The sequence below is a fragment of the Ruegeria sp. HKCCSP351 genome (genome assembly GCF_017872535.1).
In the GTDB taxonomy this organism is placed as follows: domain Bacteria; phylum Pseudomonadota; class Alphaproteobacteria; order Rhodobacterales; family Rhodobacteraceae; genus Ruegeria.
In genome coordinates, this window is record NZ_JAEDOV010000009.1 from 69,358 (window position 1) to 88,851 (window position 19,494).

17 protein-coding genes are annotated in these 19,494 nt (G+C 56.3%); 8 read left to right on the forward strand and 9 right to left on the reverse strand.

What is annotated here, in order from left to right:
* Window positions 1–251: 251 nt before the first annotated feature.
* The gene (locus I9182_RS16950) at window positions 252–2,231 is read left to right on the forward strand and encodes a bifunctional 2',3'-cyclic-nucleotide 2'-phosphodiesterase/3'-nucleotidase (RefSeq protein WP_209599073.1); all 1,980 of its coding nucleotides are present in this window, start codon (window positions 252–254) and stop codon (window positions 2,229–2,231) included.
* Between the two features lie 118 nt (window positions 2,232–2,349).
* On the opposite strand, the gene I9182_RS16955 is transcribed toward I9182_RS16950, so the two are convergent.
* Genes I9182_RS16955 through I9182_RS16985 form a run of 7 tightly spaced genes read right to left on the reverse strand, consistent with a single transcriptional unit; the run spans window position 2,350 to window position 11,220 of the window.
* Window positions 2,350–3,714 carry an aminotransferase gene (locus I9182_RS16955; protein WP_209599074.1) on the reverse strand — a complete coding sequence of 455 codons (1,365 nt, stop codon included), beginning with the start codon at window positions 3,712–3,714 and terminating at the stop codon, window positions 2,350–2,352.
* On the reverse strand, window positions 3,707–5,281 hold the full coding sequence (locus I9182_RS16960; protein ID WP_209599075.1) for a trimethylamine methyltransferase family protein: 1,575 nt from the start codon (window positions 5,279–5,281) through the stop codon (window positions 3,707–3,709). Before I9182_RS16960 ends, I9182_RS16955 begins: the two co-directional genes overlap by 8 nt.
* Window positions 5,278–7,344 carry an FAD-dependent oxidoreductase gene (locus I9182_RS16965; RefSeq protein WP_209599076.1) on the reverse strand — a complete coding sequence of 689 codons (2,067 nt, stop codon included), beginning with the start codon at window positions 7,342–7,344 and terminating at the stop codon, window positions 5,278–5,280. The genes I9182_RS16960 and I9182_RS16965 overlap by 4 nt, the downstream gene beginning before the upstream one ends.
* A gap of 60 nt (window positions 7,345–7,404) precedes the next feature.
* A complete protein-coding gene (locus tag I9182_RS16970; RefSeq protein WP_209599077.1) occupies window positions 7,405–8,466 on the reverse strand; it encodes an extracellular solute-binding protein in 1,062 nt (353 codons plus the stop codon).
* A 17-nt stretch (window positions 8,467–8,483) separates the two neighbouring features.
* Entirely contained in the window at window positions 8,484–9,581 is a 1,098-nt protein-coding gene (locus I9182_RS16975) for an ABC transporter ATP-binding protein (protein ID WP_209599078.1), read from the reverse strand.
* Window positions 9,578–10,366: an ABC transporter permease gene (locus I9182_RS16980; protein WP_209599079.1), complete on the reverse strand. Its 789-nt coding sequence runs from the start codon at window positions 10,364–10,366 to the stop codon at window positions 9,578–9,580. Before I9182_RS16980 ends, I9182_RS16975 begins: the two co-directional genes overlap by 4 nt.
* Window positions 10,363–11,220 carry an ABC transporter permease gene (locus I9182_RS16985; protein WP_209506785.1) on the reverse strand — a complete coding sequence of 286 codons (858 nt, stop codon included), beginning with the start codon at window positions 11,218–11,220 and terminating at the stop codon, window positions 10,363–10,365. Before I9182_RS16985 ends, I9182_RS16980 begins: the two co-directional genes overlap by 4 nt.
* A 139-nt stretch (window positions 11,221–11,359) precedes the next feature.
* On the opposite strand from I9182_RS16985, the gene I9182_RS16990 reads away from it, so the two are divergent.
* The 3 genes from I9182_RS16990 (at window position 11,360) to I9182_RS17000 (ending at window position 13,791) form a co-directional block, all read left to right on the forward strand.
* Window positions 11,360–11,995: a TetR family transcriptional regulator C-terminal domain-containing protein gene (locus I9182_RS16990; RefSeq protein ID WP_348540408.1), complete on the forward strand. Its 636-nt coding sequence runs from the start codon at window positions 11,360–11,362 to the stop codon at window positions 11,993–11,995.
* A 137-nt stretch (window positions 11,996–12,132) separates the two neighbouring features.
* Window positions 12,133–12,918 carry a phosphodiesterase gene (locus I9182_RS16995; RefSeq protein WP_209599081.1) on the forward strand — a complete coding sequence of 262 codons (786 nt, stop codon included), beginning with the start codon at window positions 12,133–12,135 and terminating at the stop codon, window positions 12,916–12,918.
* A 3-nt stretch (window positions 12,919–12,921) separates the two neighbouring features.
* Window positions 12,922–13,791, forward strand: coding sequence for an EamA family transporter (locus I9182_RS17000; protein ID WP_209599082.1), 870 nt, complete (start codon window positions 12,922–12,924; stop codon window positions 13,789–13,791).
* A gap of 146 nt (window positions 13,792–13,937) precedes the next feature.
* Here the strand turns inward: I9182_RS17000 and I9182_RS17005 are convergent, their stop codons facing one another.
* Both I9182_RS17005 and I9182_RS17010 read right to left on the reverse strand, forming a co-directional pair.
* On the reverse strand, window positions 13,938–15,113 hold the full coding sequence (locus tag I9182_RS17005; RefSeq protein ID WP_209599083.1) for an alpha/beta hydrolase: 1,176 nt from the start codon (window positions 15,111–15,113) through the stop codon (window positions 13,938–13,940).
* A 263-nt stretch (window positions 15,114–15,376) separates the two neighbouring features.
* Window positions 15,377–16,402 carry an AraC family transcriptional regulator gene (locus I9182_RS17010; RefSeq protein WP_209599084.1) on the reverse strand — a complete coding sequence of 342 codons (1,026 nt, stop codon included), beginning with the start codon at window positions 16,400–16,402 and terminating at the stop codon, window positions 15,377–15,379.
* A gap of 150 nt (window positions 16,403–16,552) precedes the next feature.
* Between I9182_RS17010 and I9182_RS17015 the strand changes: the two genes are divergently transcribed.
* The 4 genes from I9182_RS17015 to I9182_RS17030 are packed head-to-tail and all read left to right on the forward strand — an operon-like array spanning window position 16,553 to window position 19,296.
* Window positions 16,553–17,617 (forward strand): DUF1214 domain-containing protein, encoded by a 1,065-nt coding sequence (locus I9182_RS17015; RefSeq protein WP_209599085.1) that lies wholly within the window; start codon window positions 16,553–16,555, stop codon window positions 17,615–17,617.
* 15 nt (window positions 17,618–17,632) lie between these two features.
* Window positions 17,633–18,637, forward strand: a complete 1,005-nt coding sequence (locus tag I9182_RS17020; RefSeq protein ID WP_209599086.1) for a DUF1214 domain-containing protein — start codon at window positions 17,633–17,635, stop codon at window positions 18,635–18,637.
* A 20-nt stretch (window positions 18,638–18,657) separates the two neighbouring features.
* On the forward strand, window positions 18,658–18,876 hold the full coding sequence (locus I9182_RS17025; RefSeq protein ID WP_245220605.1) for a glycine zipper 2TM domain-containing protein: 219 nt from the start codon (window positions 18,658–18,660) through the stop codon (window positions 18,874–18,876).
* Window positions 18,877–18,924: 48 nt separating this feature from the next.
* Complete coding sequence (locus I9182_RS17030) at window positions 18,925–19,296, forward strand: hypothetical protein (RefSeq protein WP_209599087.1); 372 nt, start codon at window positions 18,925–18,927, stop codon at window positions 19,294–19,296.
* The last annotated feature ends 198 nt before the right edge of the window (window positions 19,297–19,494 follow it).

The following is a 19,494-nucleotide window of genomic DNA, read 5'->3' on the forward strand; positions in this document are numbered from 1 at the left end:
CCTGCTTTTCTATGTTCTATGACTCTGAGTTACCGTTCATCGGTCCGGACCTTCCCGGTTCTGGCTGGATCCAGCAATCGCTAGCCCCGGCTCCCCTTCTGCCACGCCTTATCATGTACGGGAAGTTGGGGTATTGTACCAAACAATACCGCCTACACATGACGCGTCAGACGCGCTGGCACCCCGTTCATACGGTTGTTTCGAATCTCCGGCAAGAAGGCGCGTTGACCAACAAACCTGAAAGGTGACCCATGTCTTTCTCCAGCCGTTCTACAATTTCGCGACGCCGGTTCCTCGCCACGACAACCGCTGGTGCGGCGGCAATTACCCTGCACCCGTTTTCGGTGGCGGCGGCCAATAATCAGGCACATCTGCGCATCATGGAAACCACCGACATCCATGTCCATCTGTTCCCTTACGATTACTATTCGGACAAACCCCGTGACACGGTGGGCCTGTCCCGCACAGCGTCGATCATCAACGAAATCCGGTCTGAGGCGAAAAACTCGCTCTTGGTGGACAACGGCGATTTCCTGCAAGGCAACCCGATGGGTGACTACATCGCTTATGAGCGCGGCATGAAGGACGGCGACAGCCATCCCATCATCACGGCCTTCAATACGGTCGGGTATGATGCCGCGACGCTGGGCAATCACGAGTTCAACTACGGTCTGGAATTCCTGAACAAGGCTTTGGCCGGTGCCGAATTCCCTGTTGTTCTGGCCAACGTCGCCAAGGAAAAAGGTGCAAACCCGCGTGACGACAAGACCCTTGTTCAGGCCTATGCTATTCTCGACCGTGACATCGAGATGGGCGACGGCACCAAACATCCTATCAGGATCGGTGTCATCGGCTTTACCCCACCACAAATCGTGAATTGGGACCGCAGGCACCTGGAGGGTAATGTTCAAGCCCGCGATATCGTCGAGACGGCTCAGGCCTATGTGCCCGAGATGAAGGAACAGGGATGTGACCTGATCATCGCCCTGTCGCATTCGGGGATCGGGGGTGCCGATCATGAAGACGGCATGGAAAACGCATCGGTGGTTCTGGCAGGTGTCGACGGGATCGACGCGCTGGTCACCGGCCACAATCACCTGGTTTTCCCGTCACCGACATTTGCTGACCGCCCAGGGATCGATGTGGAAAAAGGCACGCTGATGGGCAAACCTGCCGTCATGGGCGGTTTCTGGGGGTCGCATCTTGGCCTGCTGGACCTGCTTTTGGAACGGGACGGCAATGAATGGCGCGTCGTTACCACAACCTCCGAGGCGCGACCGATTTCCAAACGCAACGAAGACCGCTCGATCACCGCTCTGGTCGAAGATGATCAGAAGGTTCTGGATTCGGTTGCGAAAGCTCATGACGAAACGCTCGCCTATGTTCGGCGCGCGGTCGGCAAGACCTCGGCTCCGCTGCACAGCTATTTCGCATTGGTCGCGGATGATCCGTCTGTGCAGATCGTCTCGATCGCGCAGAAATGGTATGTCGAAGACATGCTGAAAGGCACCGAGCATGAAGGGCTGCCGATCCTGTCTGCAGCGGCACCGTTCAAGGCTGGCGGCCGAGGCGGTCCGGAGTATTACACCGATGTCCCGGTCGGGGACGTTGCCATCAAGAACGTGGCCGATCTGTACCTCTATCCAAACACGGTCCGCGCTGTTCGAGTGAACGGAGCGCAGGTGCGTGGCTGGCTGGAACGCTCGGCCGGAATGTTCAATCAGGTCGAGGCCGGATCCAAGGATGCGATCCTTCTGAACCCCGAGTTCCCGTCGTACAATTTCGACGTGATGGACGGCGTGACCTATCAGATTGACCTGTCACAGCCGTCGCGCTTTGGACCAAAGGGTGAAGAGGTGAATCCCGATGCGGCCCGGATCGTGAACCTTGCCTTCAATGGGGCCCCTGTCACGGATGACATGGAATTCATCATTGCCACCAACAATTACCGCGCATCAGGCGGCGGCGCGTTCCCGGGCGCATTGGGCGACACGATCGTGTTCGAAGCACCGGACACCAACCGCGACGTCATTGTGCGCTACATTGTCGAACAGGGCACAATCGATCCCAAAGCGGATGCCAACTGGTCGTTTTCGCCGCTGGCGGACACCACTGTGTTGTTCGAGACCGGTCCAAAAGCCCGCGACTATATGGGCGATGTCAAAGGTGTGACAATCGAGGACGCAGGGGAAGGCGCAGACGGTTTCGCAGCCTTCCGCATTAAACTTTGATCTAACCGGCTTGCTGCTTAGATAATCTCACCCACCACCATTTACACTGGTAGTGGGTGAGTACAAAATGTCTGTCCATCCAGTTCTGCAAAATCTAGCGCCAGATTGCCCGCACCATTCACCGGTCACTAATCTTGCCGAGCCATTCGGATGTCGCTTCTAGCCCTTCTCGCAGAATAGCAAACATATGTTCGATTTCGCTTTTTGAAATGATGAGGGGCGGTGAAAGAACACACATGTTGATCACGGGCCGTACAAGCAGACCGCGTTTTTGGCATTCCATATCGATACGGCTGCCAATCTCATAGTCGCGCCCCAGCTCGCTTCGGGGATCGCCATCGACTGAGCACTGAACACACCCCATCAATCCCATCCCACGCGCATCAGCCACGATGTCAATCTGACGTAACTGCTGAAGTTGATCCTGAAAAACCGGACCGACTTCTCGAACGTGTTCGAGTATCTTTTCCCGCTCGATAATCTCGATGTTTTTCAACCCGGCTGCCGCGCTGACCGGATGGCCCGAATAGGTATATCCATTCGAAAAGGTGGCATCTTTTCCCGCAACATCCGCAATCAACCGGTCTGAGATAATCGCGGCCCCCATCGGCGCATACCCGGATGTCATCCCCTTGGCGCAGGTAATTATGTCAGGTTGAATGCCAAAGACAGCTTCGGAGGCGAACCAATGACCCAATCGCCCGAAAGCCGTAACGACCTCGTCGGAAATATACAGAACATCATACTTCCTGCAGATGTTCAGGCAGCGTGCGTGATACCCAATTGGTGGCACAATGACGCCGCCCGAGGCCAAAACCGGCTCAGCGATAAAAGCGGCAACGTTTTCCGGGCCAAGTGCCACAATGGCGTTTTCGAGATCAGCAACTTTCTCGTTCAGAAAATTTTCATCGCTTTGACCAGGCGTGCGGTAAAGTGGGTTCACGTTCGGCAGGAAATGCGCCAGGTCGTCGGCCTTGTCGAGCCAGAGCCTGTCACGTTCCTTCCCACTGACGCTGGCTGCCAGATATGTGCTTCCGTGATAGGCTTTTTGCCTTGAAATGATTTTCTTTTTCTCCGGCCGACCCACAAGGTTGTTGCGGAAATGAACAAACCGGATGGCTGTATCAACCGCAGTCGAACCGCCGGTTGTAAAGAAGACATTATTCAGGTCGCCCGGCGCGCGTTTGGCGATTTCGCGGGCAAAATGTGCCGCAGTCGAGTTGGTGTTGTTGAAGGGTGAGAAATAGGCAAGGTTCCGGGCTTGCTCGGCCATTGCTTCGGCCATTTCCGCGCGCCCATACCCGATCTGAGTACACCACATACCCCCCGGTCCGTCGATCAGGCGTTCGCCCTTTTCGTTTATCAGATGAATGCCGCTGGCTCCTTCGATAAACGTGCGGTCGTTTTCACCCAAAGCCTCCATCCCTTCCCACGGATGCAGGAAGTGATCATTGTCCCATTGCTTGGCGTTTGAGTTATCCATGGCGGGCCATACTTTCTGCGCTAAGTATAATGGGGAATTCTTCGCGCACCCGAGCGTCCAAGGCGCCAAAATAGTTCGGGAAATGGCTGTCGAGGATGGAATTCGCCTTGTCGCGGGCGCGGTCCAACAGATCAGTTTTCCCCTCATTCTCCCAAGTATCCGTGCGCTCACGGTCCATCAGCTGAGGGTAGACGAACTCGCTGTTCATATAGCTCAGCGTGTGAGGATTGCCGAGGAAATGACCCGGATCTATGGCACATTGGTGGATCACATCCACCGCCATGGTTTCATCGGTAACCTCTATCCCGCGCAACGATCGCAGAATCATGCCGCCCGCTTCGTCATCGATCACCATGCTTTCAAAGCTGCACCCCATAAGACTACCGATCATGCCACCAAACTCGCACAGGCGATTGGCACCGGCATGCGCTGCAAGGGTAAAGGTCAGCGCCTTTTCCAGCCCGTATTGCGCATCAGGTATTTTTGCATCGGTCATACCTGCACCCACCGAGGTAGGAAGGCCGTAGAAGTTGCCCATCTGAATTGCTGCGGCACCGATCAGCGCCTGTTCGCCGCTGCCGCCAGTAAAAGACCCGCTGCGCAGGTCCGTAATGAAGGGCCAGGCCGCAAAGCAGATGGGGCAACCCGGCGTGATCAGGTTGACGATGGCGACACAGGCAAGTGTTTCGGCCACGGTCTGAACCAGCGTTCCCGCAAGCGTCGCCGGAGCCGTGGCCCCGGCTTGAGGCGGCACGGCCAGATCGACAGTCAGGCCCAGCTTGGCAGTATCGATCAGGATTTCCATGTTTTCCTTGCCGATCCGCAGAGGGGAAACAATGGGGCAGCCGCCAAATATGACGCTTGGCTTTTTCAGGAAAGCCCCCTCGCCGCCCTGAGCCAGGTCAAACATGCGGATGGCATGTGGGATGTGGCTGCGGTCGCGGAACGTTAGGCAGGCGGGCTTTTGGCTACCTGCAAGCATGGCATAAATGGTGTTCATGTCATGGGTGAAATCATCGGTCACATCCGTCGCCAGAACTGTGTCGCCCAGCATGTGGATGTTTTCCAAACGGTCTACCAAGCGGGTGAAATCATAAACATCACGCAGAATCGACGGACGATAGGTTTTGGTTTTGGAATCGAATGTTGTCACCGCGGTACCGGAATTGGCGAAATAGACGCTTTCTGCCGTGCAATGCATGTCGTCCTTGCCTTCGCGTTCCCCTCGGGCATAGACGTAAAACTCCTTGGCAGCACCCGCCAGGATGTCTTCCATCAAGGCGCGTGGAAAGCACAGGCGGTTCAGGTCACTCAGCACTGCACCTTTGGGAAGCACCAGCTCAAGCAACTCGGGGAAATGATCGGTAATGCCGGTTTGTTCCAGGACGGTCAGGGCTGCATGATGGATGTTCTCCATGTCGGTTTGACTCAGAGGTCTATAGCGTCCGCCGCTCAGACCCCCACGTACGGCTTCGTTACCCGTGGTCGTCTCTTGTACCTTCAGACGCGCTGCGCGCCCGCCGCCCCCGCGACGACGTGAACGGGTTGTTTCATTGGTGCTGTTCATGTCGCATCCTCTGCCAAATCAATAATCTCACGGCGAAACCAGTCTTTGTCTGCATCGGCCTTTGGGCGCTCGAAGTCGCGGGCGGCGCGATGGCCGGCAAAAACCGCGTCTGCGATCAATCCCGGCGACGCGGCATCACCAATGAGGTCAAGCGTCTTCAAACCGGCGCCCTTCAGGCTGTCGAAAAGGGCGGTTTCACGCTGGCGCTCGGTCACCAGAACAGTTGAGGCGCACGGGATTTCAGTTTCGCGACCAGAAAAGACACAGCCGATCCGCACCGCGTCGCCCTGAACCGCCGCAAGCACCTGATTGCAGCGGATATCCACCCCCAGTTCGATCATTCGGGCCTGAATGCGGGACTGTTCCAAAGTATGAACGGCGTAGGCTGAAACCAAACTCTCTGGCGTGGCAAAAATGACCTGATATCCGGCTGTCGCCAATTTCTCGGCAATCACCCCCGCCAGATAGATGTGATCATCATCATAGATCATCACCGGGCCGTCCGGGGGCAGAACGCCTTTCATGATGTCATCAGGCGTCAACACCTTGGCATCCGGCGTGACCCTAGGCAGGCGGCGTTGCGTATTGCGACCCACTCCATCGGCACGCCAATGGCTGCCGGTTGCAACAAAGACATGTTCGATGCCAAGCTCGGCGACTTGTCTGGCTTCGAGCTTGCTGTCAGTGAATAACTGAACATTGGCCCGCTGTTTCAGATCGTTCAGGCGATAGTCAACCACCCGCGACCAAGCGGCGAGGCCGGGAAGTCTACTTTCCCTTCCAACCCGTCCACCAAGTTCGGCCGAGGCCTCGGCCAGTGTCACATTGTACCCGCGTCGTGCCAATTGCATCGTGCATTCCAACCCCGCAGGTCCGCCGCCGATGACCAGCACTTCTGCGTCGCTTTTTTTTGGCGCGATGATCTCGGGGTGCCAGCCGCGGCGCCATTCCTCGCCCATGGTCGGGTTTTGTGTGCAACGGATCGGAATACCCAGATTGTCCGACGACACGCAGATATTGCAGCCGATGCATTCGCGGATTTCGTCGATCCTGCCTTCCTCGATCTTTTTTGGAATGAAAGGGTCCGCAATGGATGGCCGCGCGGCACCGATGAGGTCGACAATTCCCTTTTTGACCATCGACAGCATCATGTCCGGGGACGTCAGTCGGCCAACGCCAACAACAGGTTTTCGGGTGATCTGTTTGACGTGGGACAGAAACGCGTTCTGATAGCCATCTTCAGGCTGGAAACGGGTCGTTGCGCTGTCATTGGACCAATCCGCCACATTCACGTCCCACAGATCGGGAAGATCGGCCAATAGCTCGACAACGGCCCTGCCTTCTTCTGCTGCCTGCATACCGTCGGCGCCCATCATCTCGTCAATGGCAAAGCGGAACGCGACGGCACAGCTGTCGCCTATGGCATCGTGGGTATCTTCCAGCAACTCACGGGTCAGCCGCACACGATTTTCAAGCGACCCCCCATATTCATCGCTGCGCTGGTTCATATGGGACAGCATGAAATGTTGCGCCAATGTCATGTTGTGCCCGGCATAGACATAAACGATGTCAAACCCGGCCTCTTTCGCGCGCAGGGCCGCGTCGCGGTGCCAACGGCGGAGTTCCCGGATGTCGGCCTTGTCCATGGCCTGCGCGTGCTTTGGTTGCGTCGTATCCACAGACATCTCGGACGGTGCAAGAACCGGAGCGCGGGTCAGCAGGTTTTGCGCGTGGTTGCCGTTATGAACCAGCTGGATGGCCGCCAACGCGCCATGTGCATGCACTGCATCAGTCATCAGCCGCAGCGTAGGTACATCGCGTGCATCCCACAATCGCCCTTCGGGGAACGGGGACAAGTCCGAGGTCGGGTGAATCTCGGTTTCCTGATTGGACACCACGGCCCAGCCACCTTCTGCTTTCATGCCCCGCACGGCAGCGTCCGCCCGCGGCCTGAGATGCCCCATCCCGGTGCAATGCGGCACCTGATAAAAGCGGTTTCTGGCTGTCACCGGCCCGATCCGGATCGGTTCGAAAAGCAGAGCATATGGGTTCGCGTTCGACATAATCACGCGTTTTCCTGTTGTTGGATTCCGGAGCCCTTAGGCCCCGGATGATGGGTTGTGTTAGAAGCCGGCTTTGATCCGCTCGAATTCGGCCAGCATCTTTGCCTCAAGCTCGGGGTTCACAGCATCAAAGAACAAGCTGCCTTCGAAGAAGCTTTTGGGATCGGAAAAACCATAGGCTTCGATATTGGCCTGATCGGCGATTTCGAACGCTTTTGCGTTGGAATGCGGATAGCCCCAGTTGTCGATGATGTACTGACCACTGGCAGGGTCCGTAAGCGCGTTCAAAAGGTCATAGACCTGATCGACCGGTGTCGTGGACGATTTCAGATGCACATAGCCACACGCCCAGGTCGCAATGCCTTTGTCCACGTCACGCATCATGGCGGCGGGCACTTCGTTCCAGATCAGATTCAGTTCGGACTGGTTCCAGGCCCACCCCATTTCGATCTCGCCACTGGTCATGGCTTGGTCAAACTGACCCGCGTCGGACCAGTAAAAGCGCATATTCGGGTGGATCGCGCGCAGGAAATCCGATGCTTCCTTGAATTGCTCATCACTCAGGTCGGTGTAGTCATCCGCGTTTCCGGTGGCCAGCGCGGCCAGGGCATAAGCTGACGATGCGGCATCCGGGATGGCGATTTTGCCTGCATAGGCCGGGTCCGCCATCAGTTGCAGCGAGATATCATCCCCCGAGATCTTGTCGGTGCGATAGATAAGGCCCGTGTTCCCCCATTCGAACGGCAGCATGTAAAGCTGGCCGTCCAGAACGATGGCGTCGACCTCTTTGATCTCGGGCAGCACATCCACCCAGTTGGTCAGCTTGCTTTCATCCAAAGGCTGAATCAGATCGGGTGCGACCCATTTTCTGACCGCGTCGGAACAAGGATGCGCCAGATCAGCAGTAAAACCGGAGCTCAGCTTGGTAAAGGCTTCTTCCTGGCTTCCGAAATAGGAGTAGCTTGGCGCTTCGTCCCCGTATTTTTCCATGTAACTGGCAAAGAACCCGGGATCTTCATATCCCGACCAGTCAAAAACCGTCAGATCGGCACCGCCTGCACTGGCACTGCCTGTCGTTAACGCCGTCGCACATGCGAAGGCCGCAATTCCCTGAAGTTTCATTCTATCCTCCCTCTGTTTTATTCCGAGTTCGTACCAAGATCGATCACACTGGCCGCCTGAAGCCCAAGCCAAACAGCGTCGCCGCGTTTGAAATCGACCGTATGAAAATAGTTTGGAACCGAGACCGAGATTGGTTTCTCGGCCCCAGCCACCTGAATGTGGTAGTGAATATTCTCACCGTAGAAGGCGACGTTGCTGACAGTACCCTGAACCGTTGATGGGTAGTCTTCAGGGCGGTCTACAGCAATCTCCAGCTGTTCCGGCCGAATACCAATATTCATGTTTCTGGCGCTGGTCGCCACATTGGGATTTCTCTCGATATCCATCCGCCCGAAAGCAGCCGCATCGATTGACAACGCGTCACCGTTTTCACCCAGCAATTGGGCTGGCAATATGTTCATCTCACCGATGAAGTTGGCCACTTGCTGGTCGCAGGGTCGGGCATAAAGCGTTGTTGGCGTGTCCACCTGTTTGAGTTGTCCATTGAACATCACGCCGATACGGTCGGACATGGTCATCGCCTCGTACTGATCATGCGTGACCATCACAAAGGTAATGCCAAGCGACTGTTGCAGATTGCGCATTTCGAACTGCATCTGTTCGCGCAGCTTCTTGTCGAGCGCTGACAGGGGTTCATCCAGAAGTAACACCTTTGGCCGCATAATCAGCGCGCGGGCAAGCGCCACCCTTTGACGCTGCCCGCCCGACAACTCGCTTGCACCGCGATCCTGAAGACCACCCAGTTCGACCATTTCCAAGGCTTCGGCGACGCGCTGGTCGATCTCGGCCTTGGGCGCTTTGCCCCGCAACCCGAAGGCAACGTTGTTCCCGACATTGAGATGCGGGAAGATTGCGTAGCTTTGGAAAACCATATTCGTTGGGCGGTTGTTGGCGGGCACCCCCTCCATATCCTGACCGTCAATCAGCACCTTTCCCCTGGTGGGTTCCTGAAAGCCCGCGATCATGCGTAAAACCGTGGTCTTGCCACATCCCGAAGGACCGAGGAGCGAAAAGAACTCGCCCTCTTTGAGGTCAAGGTTTATTCCGCTCGCGGCCACAAATGTGCCGTAGCGCTTTTCAACGTCCCTGAGCTCTATGATGTTTCTTTTTGTCATCGGACCTCTGATGCGGATGAACGGCGGCGGAAGTATTCGGCCAGAACCAGAAGAAGGACCGAGGTTAGCAACAGGATCGATCCCAGTGCCAAAACGTTTGGAAGCTTGGCGGGGAAGCGTATCTGGCTCCAGATGTAAACCGGCAGGGTTGGCTGGTTGCCGGACAGGAAAAAGGCGAGGACGAATTCATCGAAACTGACTGTGAACGTGACCAAAACGCTGGCTACGATACCGGGAGCGACGACCGGAAGCGTCACGCGACGGAAGGTTTCGAACACTCCGACGCCCAGATCGTAAGATGCTTCCTCCAGGGATGCGTCGAAGTCATCAAAAGCGGATTTCAGGATCGAGACAGAGAACGGCAGCGCGAGAAACGTATGGCCCAGAATGACTGTCAGCAATGACGGCTTGAGACCAAGAAACAGAAACAGGACCAGCATTGAAGAGGCGACGATAATACCTGGGATCACCAAAGGCAGCATCACCAGACCTTCTGCCGCGCGTTGACCCCGAAAACGGTACCGAACAAAGGCACGGGCGGCGAACAGCCCCATGGCGGTCGACAGAAGGGCAACAACAGTTCCGACGGCAAGCGAGTTCCAAAGCGCCTGGATCAACGTGTCCTGCTCGCCTAGCTTACGATACCAGTCCAGTGTCCAGCCCTTGATCGGGAACGCAACGATTGTGCCGCTGTTGAAAGAGAACAAAGGCAGGAACAAAACCGGCAGGTACAGAAACAGCAGATACAGGAACGCATAGGCTGTCAGGGTCGTAGGACGTCTCATCTGATCCGCCTCCCCAGCCGCGTGGCGGACATGACAAACACGATGGCCACAAAGCCCACCGACAGCATCGCGATTAACGATAGCGTAGCCCCAAGTGGCCAGTTGTTGGCGGCCCCGAACTGCACCTGAATAAGATTGGCGATCATCTTCCCATCTGAACCACCAACCAGAGCCGGGGTCACATAATCACCGACTGTAGGGATGAAGATGATCAGGCAAGCAGCAATGATACCTGGGATCGTCAGCGGCAGCGTCACCCGCATAAAACGTTGAATGGGGCTGTTTCCAAGATCTGTTGCAGCCTCAAGCAGACTGGGATCGATTTTCTGCAATGAGACATAGATCGGTAGGATCGCAAATGGAGCCCAGGCATGAGCGAGCGTCAGCACAACTGCGAATTCGTTGTAGAGCAGGAAGTCGAGAGGCTCGTTGATCAGACCCAGCGCCAGAAGCGCAGAGTTCATAACGCCGTTGAAACCCAAAATGAGTTTCCAGGCAAATACGCGCAGCAAATAGCTGGACCAAAATGGAATGGTGATCAGTAATAACCAGATGGTCTTTTTCTGGGCCTTCATCGCGATAAAATACGCGATGGGATAGGCCAGCGCGACGGTGACTATGGTCACCGCTCCGGCAATCCAGATCGACCGAAGCATCAGGTGCCGGACCAGCGGATCCGCAAACGCATCGCTGTAATTCTTCAGCGTTGGTGTCTTGTCGAGCGTCACATAGGTTTGGGTCCAGAATGAATAGGCAATCAGGATCACCAATGGCGCCGCGACCAGAAAGCCCACGTAAGCCGTGGCTGGCGCGCTGAGGGTATATCCCCGGGACGCTTCACTACGAAAGATCACCCAACCTCCCTTCCCGCAATTCACGAGTTACTAATGGACGATCGTCCATTAAATGTTGCGCCAGAAATGTCTTTCGTGTCAATATTCCTGTGAGCCACCTCTATGAGGCATTCGCAAGCGGTTGGTAACATTGAATAAAGTGCAAATCACCAAGGAACAAAAACGTGGTTCGAAGCGGGATCCGGAAGCCAACAAACAGCTACTGATCGACGCGACTCTGGACACGATTGCCGATATTGGGGTTACCGATACCTCGGTCAGCCGAATCTGCGAGCGTTCCGGTCTGTCGCGCGGAATGATCCATTTGCATTTCGGGGGTAAGGACAATTTGCTGACCGCAGCCGCCCAACATTTCAGCACCGAGTATTATGCCGAGATGGACAGAAGAACGGATCTGGGCGCGAGCGCAAAGCCCGAAGATCGTGTTATGGCAGTGATTGAGGCCGACCTGTCAGAAGCTCTGCTCAATCCCCGCAGTACTAAAATCTGGCATGCGTTTCGGGGTATCGCAAGCTCTCATCCAGGTATCGCCCGATACAGCAGCACGCAGGATGACAAACTTGTCGAAACCTTGCGGTCCGCGTTCACAGATATAGCCCCACAAAAAGGGCGTGACCCGAACTTGGTAGATGACGCAACCAGCGGAACGCTGGCCTTGCTGGAGGGGATGTGGGTGAATTACCTAACCGACATGCAGGGATTTTCACGCCGCCGCTCTGTCAACCTTGTTCGAAGGTTTTTATGCGGACTCTTTCCCGGAAGATTTGAGAGTTAGGTGATGGCGGCACTCAAATTCGACTACCAAACTTGTCGCGTATGTGCGAGTGATCCCAGGGAATTTCTTACTAAATCCGTGCGATCGGCAAGCTTCGTCGATACCTTGTTTATTACAATAATCGGGGAAAATAGCGGTTGAAGTTCATTCACATCACTGACATTCACCTCGTCCGCGACTCCGGTCGGCTAAATGGCGGCTTTCCGTCCCAGCGGCTGGACGCCTGTTTGAACGATATCATTCGATGGCATTCCGATGCGGCGTTCTGTGTCATCTCTGGCGATTTGGCTGAATTTGCCGAGGAAGAGGCCTATCGGGCGCTCAAGGCGAGAATGGTCGCCTTTCCGCTCCGCTCTTTTCTGCTGATAGGAAATCACGACGACCGAGCTGTTTTCCAATCGGTCTTCCCGGATCATCCAAAGGATGCCAACGGGTTTGTCCAGCACCGGTTCGAAACGGATGAGGGTGTTTTCTTGTTTCTCGATTCAACCAAAGACGGGCGCGATGTGCATGAAGGGCAGCTTTGCCCTGCCCGGTTGGACTGGCTCAGGCAGCAACTGATCCTAGCCCAGGACAAGCCAACCTATGTGTTTCTGCACCACCCACCCTTTGACCTTGGCATTCCCCTGGTGGACGAAATCAGGCTGGTCGAGGCGGACGCCTTTGCTGATGCCCTCAAACACGGGCACAATATTCGGCATGTATTTTACGGCCATGTACACCGCATGACCTACGTAAATTGGCGCGGCTTTCCATTCACCAGCCTGCCCAGCCTCAACCACCAGATTCCGTTGAATGCGGCCAGTGTCGATGGCGAGTTCTGCGACGAACCTCCGGCCTACGGCGTCGTACAGATTGGCGAGGATCAGTTGACAGTGCATTTCAACACTTTCCTGCACCGCAACCCATTGCATCAGACCTGAGGTATGGAGACCTACTGGATCGCATTGGTTCTCGTTTCGGCGGCAACCCACCCGCTGCGCGACCTTATGCTGAAAGGGGTTGCGCATCCGGTGTCATGCTATGTCGGAGTTTCTCTGACCTGGGTGATCATGGCTGCGGTTCATACGCTGGTCATGGGACATGATCTGAGCTTACCTTATGAGGTCTGGCCCTTTGTCGCGATTTCGGTCCTTGGACTAACCTTCTATTACTACGGCACGTTGTCGGCCCTGAGACGTGGGAACCTTTCGGTCTATTACCCGATCATCCGTTCGTCGCCGATTGCTATTGTCGCCTTCAGCTGGCTGGCTCTTGATCAGCATTATTCGTGGTTCACATTGGTGGGAATCGCGCTGGTCCTTCTAGGCAGCCTGATGATCCAGAAGTCGCCCGGCGGGCTGCTGCACGATCACAGAGCATTCTCGCTGGCAAGTATGGCGATGCTGGGATCGGCTGCTTATTCGCTAAGCGATGCCCACGCCATGAAACTGACCAATCCGGCACCTTTCCTGTTTTTCACCTATACTCTGGTGACACCGCTGCTTGCTGGCATCAGGGCGTGGGAAGATCGCCACTTGTCAGCCCCTTTCATGGGGGTCGTGCGGGGCTGGGCACAGGCACCGGTGCGGATCGTATTTGCCGGGATCGTTTCCTACGTGTCTTACCTGTTCATCCTGACCGCTTTTCAGCTTGGGGCTGAGGCCGCCACAGTTAGTGCGGTCCGGCAAGCTTCAATCCCGGTTTCGGTGACCCTCGCAGCGATCATCCTCAAGGAATCCCGTTTTCTGCACCGTATCGGCTGGGCCAGCCTGATCGCATTGGGAATCCTGTTGATTACGCTGTCCCGAGGTTAACCCTGTTTCCGCTGAAACTGCCGTGCTTCGGGGCGGGAGAAAACGCTATACTGCGGCGGCCAACACTCAGGAATTCCGACTACGCGGGTCAAGATCAGACGGTCTAAAGCGCTATGCAGCCGGGAAAACCTGACGGTTCCTTTCCTTCAGTAAAAGCGCCCCAGTTCCTTGATCCTTTGCGGATAGTCTTCTGGAAATCGCCAGATGATCTCTCCGGATGCGCGCACCAGGCCGCGCGCGGCTGGGTCTTTGTCGGTCAACAATGACAGGAAAAGATCGCTGCTGGCCCATGGCGAAGATCTGAAGTACCAATGCCCGTTGCCGGTGCCCGCCTCTTCGGCATCCGTCACGTCGATGACATGCAGCCTTGGGGTCCGGGCCAGTTCCGCTTGCACCGCAGGCACTGCTTCGCCGGGCGGCGAGGTCTCTCCGACGCGCTTGCGGCCAAAGACAAACCTAGAGATCGCCAGCGCGGAATCCGTTTGCGACTGATAGATCGTCAGGTCCGTAACCGCATCGAGAAGACCGTCCTCGATAGCATGAAGGAAATAAGCGCGGTCCAGGTCGCTGCCAATCAGGATGAGTTTGCCCAACCGCGCGTTTTCCTCGGCTCCCAACGCGATTTGATAAGCGGCATCAAAGGCCAGCCTAGTCCCGGCGCTGTAGCCGATCAGGTGAATGCGACGGGCATCGGTATGGGTCGAAAGAAAGGCAATCAGCTCGCGCAGATAGCGTCGCGAGGCCAGCGCCGATTCCTGATCGCGGAAATAGGCCAGCGTACTTGGGGTTGCTGTCCAATTGTAACTTATGAAAGCACCCTGATAGCCCAGGAAATGCTGCAACTGGCTTGAGACCAGGGTGGAATAGTCGAAATCCACATTATAGCCGTGGATGTAAATGAAAATGTCGTTGTTGGCCGATTGCGCCAATTGCGCATTGATTTGTGACGCAAAACGGCGACCAGCAGATTCGACTTCGGCACGGCTGGGTGGCGTATCCATGTATTTGATTGCGCTGAATGGCAGAATGCCGGTCTCGGTCACACCCGCCACACGCAGCCTATAATCCCGATCCCGCGCCGCGGCGAGCGTGATGCGCCTTGCGTTTTCCCAGCTTTCAAGCGGCGGGTCCGACGCAATCTGCGCGACACCCGCCCGCAACACGTGCCCCCGTGCGTTATTATAGCTTTTCTGTGGGTCGTCCGGTTCCGCAGGCTGGCGGTCGGTTGCGTAAAACAGACGCGTCCGCGCCTCAAAATTGCCCTCGGTCACATCCCCGAACGGGTCGAGCGTGCCATTGGCAAAGACCGTTGGCGAAGGCATGATGTCAATTTCATTGTAGGTTTTCGCCGCACACCCTGTCAGGGCGACACAGATCAATAGCCACCAAAACCTATGCATCAGACCCTTTTCGCTCCGGATGTTCCCGCCGCTTTGTGAACTCGCGGCACAAGATTTCACACATTTCTTTTGCAAATAGTTCGACATTGGCAAACGTTTATTGCCACGCGCGACCATAGGTATCAGTCGCAAAAGGGGTCCGGTTTCGATGCCCGGCGCCCGCACCCGGCGCGACCTCAATGGGTCTAGTCCGCCAGAACTGGGTCAGATCCTGTGCGCCGCTGGGTTCGGTAGAGAGAGGGCGAAACGCCTGTCCAGCGGTTGAAAGCGCGTCGGAAGCTGCGGGGGTCTTTATAACCAAGCGTACTGGCGATCTGGTCAATTGACCTGTCGGTGTGAGTCAGCAGATGCTGTGCCTTGCTTTTTGCAAAGCGGGATTGGACGGCATTGAAGGACGTACCTTCCTGACGCAGCGCGCGCTGCAGGGTTCGCGGCCCTATCGCAAGATGGCTTGCTACGGTTTCCTCGGACATGTCCGCGTTTGCGACAGTGATCTGCAATATCTGTTCCACTGCATCCCCAATGGTCTGTACAGGATTAACGCCCATCAACGCCGCCAGATCATCAAGGTCGATGTTCGCATCCAGACTGCGGGGCGAACAGTTGCGCGTTTGCAAATCTCTCAGTCGGATGGCAATACTAGGCGGGCTGTCCCGAAGACGCACTGAGGCCCCAATCATCTCTTCGATCTGCGGGACATCGACGCGCGCCTCATGTGGCAGTTCAATCCAGTCCGGGTGCCAGCCTTTGCCCAGAAAATGGCGAATAACGGTGACGAGGACAAACACCGAGCCTTCGTCCAGGTGTCTGTGACCCATGACCGTCAGCCCGACCGCGCTGCGCCCGACCACGACATGTGTCTCGGTCTGACGGAATACGATCTCTGAACCTGGGTGTATCAGCAAGAACGCACGTGCCCCACGCGCCAGCGCGGTAGCCAGGTCAGGCGCGCTCAGCACAAAACTGGAATACGCACCATAGCGCGCGTAATCGAATATGCGGCCAATCCGGGCACCAAGAAGCCTGTCGCCCATCGCTCGGGCCACCGATTCGACCAGAATGCCCTCTGATGCGTAGGGTGCAAAACCCGCTTTCAGAGATAAAACAGAACGGTCCAGGCCGGCCGCTTGAAGTGCGTCAGTGACGGTGCTTGCCCCTGCGAAATCTTCAAGCAGTTCCACGACATGGGCCAACTCGCGAATTGTAACCATGTTTCGGCGCATTGGGTTAGTTTGTCGGGAATTGTCCGGTGACACAACCCATAAGGGCGCTGCACAATCGCTCTGCGACAACGGGTTACACCGCCATTCCCCGAACCCGTAATCACCGACGAAACCTCTGATTTCATAAGGGACATGTTTGTGAGTAAGTCTTCCCCCGTCTCAATCAGTCTGTCGCTGACGTTGCTGGCCACGATCTGGATTCAGGCGGCGTACGCGCAGGAAATGGATACAACCGTCGACAGTTTAAGTGACAGCCGCGAGATCCCGATTACCATCGACAATTTCATCCGCGCCGCGACTGATCTTGAGCTGGGCAAATATGTGTCTCTGGCCGGAGGCGTGAACAGGTTCTTTCACTTTCGCGAGCCGACCCCGGTGGATGATCAACCAACAATCCGGATGAACCGCGACACGCTGTACAGCACCGCTGTTATCGACATCAGCGAAGGCGCAACCCTGACGCTGCCAAATGCAGATGGCCGCTATATGACCGCAATGGTCCTCAATCAGGATCACTACATCGAAGAGGTGATTCACGGCGGTGGTACCTATGCGCTGGATGTCGAGACTTTCGGCACGCCCTATGTCGTCGTCTTCATGCGTGTGCTGGTCGATGCCGCTGATCCTTCGGATGTGGCCGCCGTCAACGCGTTGCAGGACCAGATGCTGGTCGAGGCCGGATCGGCCCGTCCGTTCATCCTTCCTAATTATGACGAAGCCAGTTTTGAGGGGCTGTTAAAAAGCATTTTGGCCCTTGGCCCCTATGTGCCGGACAGTTCCCATATGTTCGGCGCGCGTGATCAGGTTCAGGCGGTCCGGCATCTGATCGGCACCGCTGGCGGTTGGGGCGGGTTGCCCGAACATGAGGCCTATTACGTCGGTGTCGAGCCCAATCTGCCAGTGGCCGAGTATCGCATCGATGTCCCCGCCGAGGTGCCGGTCGGGGCGTTCTGGTCTGTCAGCCTTTATAACGCCAGGGGCTTTTTCCAGCCCAACGCACAAGACGCCTATAACGTCAATTCGGTGACAGGTGCGCGCAATGGTGATGGATCAATGACCATTCACCTGGGCGGGTGTTTGGATGGGCGGGTCAACTGCCTGCCGATCATGGAGGGCTGGAACTATACCGTGCGTATGTATCAGCCCGGGCCCGAGGTTCTGGATGGGACGTGGAGCTTCCCCCCGGCCCGCCTTTTGAATTAACGGAAAGGATTTCTCATGCGACGTCTTCTTTTTGCCCTTGCGCTTTGCGCGCCCTCTGTTGCCGTGTCTGAACAGGTGCGCATCCACAACCTTGTGCGGGCGGAATCTGACACGATGATCCGGGCAAATCTTGCCGCCTATGGGGTAGGCGTGGGCGAAATCGTGCACGAACGTGCGCTGGTTTCAGCGGATGCTCCGCAGCCGATCATCCGCGCAAATCAGGACACGCTTTATTCCGCGGTGATCCTAGACCTATCCCAGCCGGTTCAAATTACTTTGCCCGAAAGCGATGGTCGCTTTCAGTCGATGCTAGCTATCAGCCAGGATCACTATGCCTTTGTCGAGGCAACGCCGGGCACCTATGACCTGACCGAGGAAAATGTCGGCACACGCTTTGCGTTTATCCTATTCCGGACATTTGTTGATGCTGCTGACGCAGAAGATCTGACCAAGGCACATGCGGCGCAGGATGGAATCGTGCTCAGCGGCGGTGGCAACGGCCCGTTCGAGGCTCCGGACTGGGATATGGAAAGCCTGGTCGAAGCGCGCAAGGCGGTGAACGATTTGGCAAGCGCGGTCGGCTTTGATGCTGCCAATGCCTTTGGCCGCAAGGACGAGGTCGACCCGATCGATCACCTGGTCGGCGCCATCGCTGGTTGGGCCGGGCAACCGGCGAGCACGGCATCGGCCGTTATCGCCAGTGTCGATGCAAATGATGGTGAAACACCCCATGCGATTACGGTCAGCGACGTCCCGGTCGACGCGTTTTGGTCGATCACAGTTTACAATGCCGACGGCTATCTTGAGCCGAACGAGCTTGGCCGCAACAGTTACAACAACGTTTCAGCCAAGCCCAACGAGGACGGGTCATACACTATCAATTTCGGCGCATGTGACGATGGCCGGAACAACTGTATCCCGACCCCGCCAAACTGGAACTACACCGTCCGCCTGTACCAGCCGCGCGCCGAAATTCTGGATGGAACTTGGACCTTTCCATCGGCCGAACGAGTCAACTGAACCGATAAGGAGACCGAGATATGCCGTTTTCAACAAAGTCACAGGCCACCGCACTCGCCTTGCTGATGGCTGCAATCCTGGCCTTACCACTACCAGCAGAGGCCCAGTCAAAACGAACAAAGAACACAGTTGGCGGTGCGGTCGTGGGGGCTGGTGTTGGGTATCTTGTTTCCGGCAGTGACGGGGCAAAGGCCGGAGCCGTCGTCGGAGCCATCGCCGGCTATCGTAAAAAACGCTAGGGCCACGCTGCGCGTGCCGAACGCTATTAGACAAATGAGGTAGATCACATGAAACTTGTTCCCCATTCGGCCATTTTTGGGATATGCATGACCGCGCTGGCGAGCACTGCCTCTGCCGATGCGGAGATGGACGAAATCATCGCCACAGCTGCACCGTTCATGCATTTTAGCTGCGCCAGTGTTCTTGCAGAGCATGAGGATGACCCCGATCAGGTAAGCCAGATCGTGCGTCTGATGGCGATGGTGTCGCTCTACAACCGTCAGATCGATGTCGTGGCCACCGTCCCCGAAGAATATCTGGGCGATCTCAAGACCGAGTTCGTCGAAGAGCTTGAAGACGCCTGCGACAACGATGGTGGCAGGTTGCTGGCCGGGGCCGTTGACGATGCTGTGCGAGAGACGTTTGAAGAGTTCGAATAAACGAGAACGCTTCGGCGCATCATAGCATGGTTAGAAGATGAGACGGGACGCTGCGAAAAGCTGTGGCAGATCGGGTGATGAAGGGCATCTAACTCAAGGTGTGAAAGAAACGCTCCTTACAAGGCAAAATCAACCCCGGCAGGTCTGGAAGACGACAGCCTGCATTCCAGCCGCGTGCATCACTGATACGTGTCTGTC